7 protein-coding genes are annotated in these 6,979 nt (G+C 66.5%); all 7 read right to left on the bottom strand.

The window, feature by feature from the left end; all coding sequences use genetic code 11:
- Positions 1-9: 9 nt before the first annotated feature.
- Positions 10-297, bottom strand: a complete 288-nt coding sequence (locus K2W81_RS07605; RefSeq protein WP_294102914.1) for a hypothetical protein — start codon at positions 295-297, stop codon at positions 10-12.
- 157 nt (positions 298-454) lie between these two features.
- Positions 455-1,258: a transporter gene (locus K2W81_RS07610; RefSeq protein WP_294102916.1), complete on the bottom strand. Its 804-nt coding sequence runs from the start codon at positions 1,256-1,258 to the stop codon at positions 455-457.
- Positions 1,259-1,279: 21 nt separating this feature from the next.
- A complete protein-coding gene (gene xth, locus K2W81_RS07615) occupies positions 1,280-2,056 on the bottom strand; it encodes an exodeoxyribonuclease III (protein WP_294102919.1) in 777 nt (258 codons plus the stop codon).
- A gap of 13 nt (positions 2,057-2,069) precedes the next feature.
- A complete protein-coding gene (locus K2W81_RS07620; RefSeq protein WP_294102921.1) occupies positions 2,070-2,408 on the bottom strand; it encodes an iron-sulfur cluster assembly accessory protein in 339 nt (112 codons plus the stop codon).
- A 53-nt stretch (positions 2,409-2,461) separates the two neighbouring features.
- The gene (locus K2W81_RS07625; RefSeq protein ID WP_294102923.1) at positions 2,462-3,643 is read right to left on the bottom strand and encodes a M23 family metallopeptidase; all 1,182 of its coding nucleotides are present in this window, start codon (positions 3,641-3,643) and stop codon (positions 2,462-2,464) included.
- Between the two features lie 269 nt (positions 3,644-3,912).
- Positions 3,913-4,380: a peroxiredoxin gene (locus tag K2W81_RS07630; protein WP_294102926.1), complete on the bottom strand. Its 468-nt coding sequence runs from the start codon at positions 4,378-4,380 to the stop codon at positions 3,913-3,915.
- Positions 4,367-6,946, bottom strand: coding sequence for a DUF294 nucleotidyltransferase-like domain-containing protein (locus K2W81_RS07635; protein WP_294102936.1), 2,580 nt, complete (start codon positions 6,944-6,946; stop codon positions 4,367-4,369). The genes K2W81_RS07630 and K2W81_RS07635 overlap by 14 nt, the downstream gene beginning before the upstream one ends.
- Between the last annotated feature and the right edge of the window lie 33 nt (positions 6,947-6,979).

The following is a 6,979-nucleotide window of genomic DNA, read 5'->3' on the forward strand; positions in this document are numbered from 1 at the left end:
CCCGAGCCATCACTGGTCGGGATTGTCGACGTCGACGCCTTCGGCGCCCCATTCGGCCCTGGTCTGGCAGTGCTGCCTTTCGATGCGCGATCCCGTCGGGGTGTAGCGCATGCAATAGCGGCGCGTGTCGATCTTGCGATCAGGGGTGGCAGCCGTCGTGTTATTGCCGACGACCTTGTCGGTCTGGGTGGTACGACCCGGCTGCGGGGCGGCGGTGGCAGGGCCGAACGCCGCGACGAGCAAACCGGCGGCGATGGCAGCGCCGAGGCTGCCGGCAAAACGCGTACGCAAGAACATGATATTCTCCTGGAAAAATGCGGTCGGGGGCGCCGCACCCGAAGCTCTGCATTAGCCATGCCAAGCGAATATTATATTTAATATCAATACCTTGAATAATTGCGCATCGCCGTACTGCAACGGTAATTCACTAAGTTTTGGCGAATGGCCCCAAAAGTTAGAATCGGCGCGACAGTCCGACATAGAGCTCGGCATCGGTGCTCGACCGGTTCAGCCCGATCACGGCGCCGACATCGACTTGCCAATCCCCGGTCGGCATCCAGCCGATCGACGCCGAGGCCAGATGTTGCGTCGTCGCGCCGCCCGGATCGTCATCGCGCAATGCCTGATATTCGACCGTGCCTGACAGCTTGCCGGTAATCGGAAAGCCCAGACCGACAATCGCGCTATAGGCCAGATGCCGCCCGCGGCCGCTTTCATTCACTGCCGCATCGATTTCGGGCGTCACTTGCAGGCTCAGGTCGTGACCCAGATCCCAGCTCATCGGCACGAGCACGCCAGCGCCCCAATCCCCCGCCCCGGCGGGCGATCGGCCGATCGGTGCGCTGACGAAGGGCTGCACCGCGATCGAAAAGCCGCTGCCGTCAGGATTTTTCAGGTTGGCCTTGAAACCCAAGGTCAGATCCCCGACGCCGTCGGTACGGGTGACGGCGCCGCTCGCGCGGTCGCGCACCCGCTGGCTGCCATAGGGCACCCATTCGGCCTGCAACTCGATACGATCGGTCACCCCCACGCGCACCAGCGTATCGCCGATCGTGAAGCCATCGGTGCGGCTGTCGGGCGTATCGTCGCGGGTCCAGTCGACCAGCCCGGTTTCAACCGATAACCGCCCCGGCGCAATCGTGCAGGCGGGTGTGCCGAGCCCTGGCCGCGCGGGGCAATAGTCGCGTTCGTCGGCGAGCGCGGGACTCGCGCCTGCGACCGCTGCCAACGCGAGTGCGCGGCGCCAGACCCTGGCCATTCCCCTTCTCCCCCCGATCGTTCAGCGATCGCGCAACACTGCCCAGGTCGGCGCATGGTCGCTGGCTTTTTCGCGCCCGCGATACTCCTTGTCGACACCAGCATCGACCAGCCGGTCGGCGGCCTGCGGGCTGAGCAGCAGATGGTCGATGCGAAAGCCAGCATCGCGCTGCCACGCGCCCGCCTGATAATCCCAGAAGGTCCACACACCGCCGCGCGGATGCCGCGTCCGCAACGCATCGGTCCAGCCCTGCGCCACCAGCGCGCGGAACCCTGCGCGGCTTTCGGGCTGCATCAGTGCATCGCTCGCCATTGCGGTGACCGAGAAGGTGTCATCGTCGTTGGGAATGACGTTATAGTCGCCCGCGAGCACCGTTGGCCGCTCCTCAGCGAGCAGCTCGAGCGCCCGTGCGCGCAGCCGGTCGATCCAGCGCAGCTTGTACTCGAATTTCGGCCCCGGCTGCGGATTGCCATTGGGGAGATAGATGGAGGCAACGACCAGTCCGTCAACCTCGGCCTCAATATAGCGGCTGTGGTCGTCCTCGGGCTCGCCGCCGAGCCCCTTTTGCCGCTCGACCGGAGTGGTGCCGCGGGCGAGAATCGCAACGCCGTTAAAACCCTTCTGCCCGTGCCACACCGCGCCATAGCCCGCCGCTTCGATGTCGCTCACGGGCAACGTGTCGTCCGAGGATTTAAGTTCCTGCAGGCAGACGATATCGGGCTTTTGCTCGGTCAGATATTCAACCAAGCGCGGCAGTCGCGCCTTGATGCCGTTGACGTTGAAGCTGACGATTTTCACGCGCGGGCGCTGATCAGACCGCGAAGCTGGAGCCGCAGCCGCAGCCTGAGGCCGCCTGCGGATTCTCGACCCGAAACGCCGTGCCACCCAGCGTTTCGACGAAATCGACCGCCGCGCCGCGCACCAGATCAAGGCTGACCGAATCGACCACGAGCTTTACGCCCGCAGTCTCTGCCACCGCGTCGTCGGGTTCAATCGCCTCGGCGAGACCAAATTTATACTGGAAGCCCGAGCAACCGCCGCCTTCGACCGACAGCCGGAGCATCGCGGGCTTGCCCTGCCGCTCGGCAATGGCCGCGACGCGCGCGGCGGCTGAAGGGGACAGCGACAGGTCGGGGTGCAGCGTGGTCATGCGGCCAAGATAGGCGTTCGCCCGCCCGACGGCAACGGCGCTTCGTCGCTGGCTCAGTTGGCCGCGTCGGTCGGCCCCGCGACGACCTGCACCGGCTTCACGTCGCGCGCCGGCGACAGATAATCGGCGGTCTGCAGGAAGGGCATCGGGTTGACCGCCTGGCCATCAATCCGCACTTCATAGTGCAAATGGCTGCCGGTCGAGCGCCCGGTCGATCCCATCAGCGCGATCAACTGGCCACGCGTCACGCGCATGTTCGGGGTGACCAAAATCTTCGACAAATGGCCATAGCGCGTAGCGATGCCTCGCCCGTGGTTGATTTCAACCAGATTGCCATAGCCGCCCGAACGCTCGGCGCGGCCAACGATGCCGTCGGCGGTGGCGTAAATGGGCGTGCCGACCGCGCCGGGGATATCGATGCCCGCATGCATGGCGGCGGTGCCCCGGAACGGATCGCTGCGCACGCCGAACAGGCTGCTGAAGGTAACATTGGTAACCGGCTGGGTCGCGGGAATGGCGATCACGGCCTTTTCGAGCGTCTCAAGCTTCTTCCAGGTCATGAACAGCGAGCGGAACTGGGCGTCGGCATTCGCCTCGGGCACGGTCTGCGTCGTGTTGACGGGCTCATAAGGGCCACCAACACCGCCCTGTGCGATGATCCGCTCGGGCGCGAGGCCCAGGCGGCGGAAATGATCGGCGGTGCGCAGATAGCGCTGCTCGGCGACATAGCGGACGCGCAAGGCAAGCGCGGCCTGACGCGCTTCGGCGCGCGTCAGCGGTGCCACGACATCAGCGGCGGCGGCCGTCGTCGCGGCATCGAGCGTCGGCGTGTTCAGGGCAAGGTTGGTGTTACGCGCGCCCGACAGCACGGCGGCGATCAGCGCCTGCCGCTGTTCGATCCGCGCGGCGTGAACTTCGGCGGCATGCTTGATGCGATCGACCTTGACCTGCATCGAGGCGAGTTCGTGGCGCAGCGCATCGAGCTTGGCTTCGGGTGATTTGGGCGTACCGAGCGCGCCGGTCATCTGCACCGCACCCGCGGCGGCGTGGACAACGCCGTAAGCCGAAAAGCAAAGGGTGATCCCGGCAACACCCGCCAACGCGGCTTGCGTGCGGCCAGCAATGCTGAATCGGCGCAGGTCGCGTCCATCATGAAAGATGAAGTCACGGGTCTTAAAGCTTGCCCGGAATTGCGACACGGCATGCGCAATTTGCTTCGAATCAATCGTGACCATTTGTCCCCGACGCTAGGTTGCGATGCCGCCCGACACCCGATTATCGTGCGCGCAGCCCCTCCGGCGCATCGACCACCCTGCTTTGGCCGAACGATGTTGGTTGCGGCAATAGCCGTGTCACAGCTCTGGGATAGGTTGAACGCTCGGCACGGCGAGTCGTTCAATTGGGGTTAAGTTTCCCGAATCGTTCCGCGTCCGCAATCAACCGAGTCAATGGTTATTAACCATTTGTCGCACGTGGATGATTCGGCAACGGAGCAGAATCGGCGTCAGCCGAGCGCGCGCACCGCCGCCAGCACCTCGGCGGCATGGCCGGGGACTTTGACCTTGGGCCAGGCGCGCACCAGCCTGCCCGCCGCGTCGAACAAATAGGTCGACCGCTCAATCCCCATATATTTCTTGCCGTACATGCTCTTTTCGACCCAGGCGCCGAACGCCTCCATCACTTCGCCCTCGGCATCGGTCGCGAGCGCGACTTTCAGATCATATTTGGCGGCGAATTTCTGGTGCTTGGCCGGGGTGTCCTTCGACACGCCGACCACCTTGGCGCACAGCGCGGCAAAGGCATCGGCCTCGGCGCTGAAATCCTGCGCCTCGCGCGTGCAGCCGGGCGTGTCGTCCTTGGGATAGAAATAGAGCACCAGCGGCGCGCCGACGAAGCTTTTGAGCGGCAAATCACTGCCATCGCTTGCGGTCAGCGTCAGAGCGGGGATCGTTGCACCTTCAGTCAGGGCCATCTCGGTACCTTTCAATCGCCTGTTTCCAGCTATCGCGCACGTCCTGCCGCGTCGCATCGATCAGCGCAACCAGCGCCGCCCAGTCACTTACCCCCATTGCCGCGACGATCAGCGCGCGGGTCGCCTCGCCCGGCACCGCCCCATCGGGCGCGACCAGCCGGGTGATCACCAGCAGCCGGGTCAGCAGGTCGTGTGCTGCGCGCAACCCCGGCGCCAGCAAGCCCGCCGTCACCAGTGCATCGATCGCGCCGCCGAGATTGGGGTCGAAGCCCGTGCGCGCCGCGAGTTGCGTCAGGTGAACCGTGAATTCCAGATCGACCAGCCCGCCCGGCAGCAGCTTGACGTCGAGCGGCCCGGCGGGCGGCTTGTGCGCCGCGATATCAGCGCGCATCTTCTCGGCATCGGCGGCGAGATCGCGCTGTGGCCGCGCGCCGCCCAGCACATCGTCGATCACCACCTGCGCCTCGGCCTGCGCCGCCGCTGACCCGAACAACGACCGCGCGCGCGCGAGCGCCATATGCTCCCACGTCCACGCCGCCTCGCGCTGATAGCGGGCAAAGCCCGTCATCGACACCACCAGCGGCCCTTGCGTCCCCGACGGGCGCAGCCGCGTGTCGATGTCATAGAGCGGCCCCGCAGGTGTCGGCACCGACAGCGCCGCCGTCAGTCGCTGCGCGAGGCGGTTATAATAGAGCACCGCCCCGAGCGGCCGCGCGCCATCGGACTCCGCCGCATAATCGCCCGTGAACACATAAATTAGGTCCAAATCGGATGCATGTGTCAGCACCCCGCCACCGAGCCGCCCGAGCGCGAGGATGACGAGCTCACTGCCCGGCACCCGACCGTGCGCGCTAGCAAATTCGGCAATCGTTGCCCGCGCGATCACGCCGATCGCCGCTTCGGCGACGCGCGCATAGCTCGCCGCGACCGCGAGCGGATCGGCGGCGTGCGCGACGATCTGCACGCCGAGCGCGAAGCGATGCTCGCCAACCACCCGGCGTGCCTGATCGAGCACGGCCTGATAATCGGCATCGCGTTCGCGCGGCATCATTTGTGCCGCCAGCGCAGCGACATCGCCGACCGGATCGAGCGCGCTGGCGTCGAGCAGTGCGTCAAACAACTCGGGCCGCCGCCCCAGCGTATCGGCGAGCGGCGGCGCGTGGCTGAGGATTGCCGTCAACAGCGCCGCCAGCGCTGGCTGGGCTTCAAGCAGGCGAAAGAAATTGATCGCGCTCGATAATTTGGCGAGTATCCGGTCGAGCCGCAGCACCGCCTCGGCGGGATCGGCGGCCTGACCCAGCGCGCGCACCAGCCCCGGCAGCACCGCTTCGAGCGCGGCGCGCGCGGCACCACTGCGCAGCGCCGGATAAGCGCCCGCGCGCCACTGCGCGATTCGCTCGATCGCACGGTCGACCGTGTCGCCGCCAAAGCCCGCTTCCTGCAGCATCACCGCCAGCGTCGCGGGGTCCTGCGACAGGCCGGGCGCAGCATCGGGTTCGAGTGCTGCGTAAACGCGCTCGGTATGCGCGACGTGCGGCGCCAGCAACGCGAGCAAGGCCGCGCCATCGGGCAAGCCGTGCAGCGCCGCCAGCGACTCAAGCGCGGCGCCAGCCGGTAGCGCATGCGTCTGCCGGTCTTCGACCATCTGCGCGCGGTGCTCGATCGTGCGATAGAGCGTATAGGCAGCACTAAGCGCCGCTGCGTCATCGGCATCGATCCAGCCATGCGCGGCCAGTGCCGCCAGCGCATCGCGAGTCGCCGGTACCCGCACCGCCAGATCGCGCCCGCCGTGGATCAGCTGGTGAATCTGCGCGAAAAATTCGACTTCGCGAATCCCGCCGCGCCCGCGCTTCAGATCATAGCCGGGGCCAAGCGCTTGCCCCTGCGCATGATGATCGCGGATCCGCTTCGAAATCGCGCGAATCTCGCCAATCGCGCCGAAATCGAGCGCGCGCCGCCAGACGAACGGCTTGATCGCCGCCAGAAAGCGGTCGCCCAGCGCGATATCACCCGCCGCCGCGCGCGCGCGAATGAAGGCAGCGCGCTCCCACGCGAGCGCCGCCGATTCATAATGCGAAATCGCCGCGTCGATCGGCAGCACGATCGGCGTAATCTCGGCCGATGGACGCAGCCGCAGATCGACGCGCAGCACATAACCGTCGGCGTCGCGTGCTTGCAGCAGCTCGATCACCCGGCGCCCGATCCGCACCGCCGCCTCCTCGGGCGCCTCGCGCGGGCGGACCGGCAGGGTCGCGGGATCGAAAATCAGGATCGGGTCAATGTCCGACGAATAGTTGAGCTCATGGCTGCCCTGTTTGCCGAGCGCGATTGCTGCGAACCCGATCGGCGGCGCACCCGGCGTCCGCTCGGCAATCGCCGCGCGGATCGCGGTATCGAGCGCGAAATCGGCAAAGTCCGTCAGCGCTCCCGTCACTGCGGTCAGATCGATCAGCCCGGCGAGATCGCCGATCGCGACCGCCAACGCGAGCCGCCGCCGCGCCCGACGCAGCGCCGTCCCCGTCGGCGCATCGCTTTCGGTCAGCCACAGGCTGGCGAAATCGGGCAGGTCGCCGCGCGCGAAACCTGCCGTCAGATCGGA

Origin of the sequence: Sphingomonas sp., from assembly GCF_019749955.1 — a bacterium.
Lineage (GTDB): Bacteria > Pseudomonadota > Alphaproteobacteria > Sphingomonadales > Sphingomonadaceae > Sphingomonas.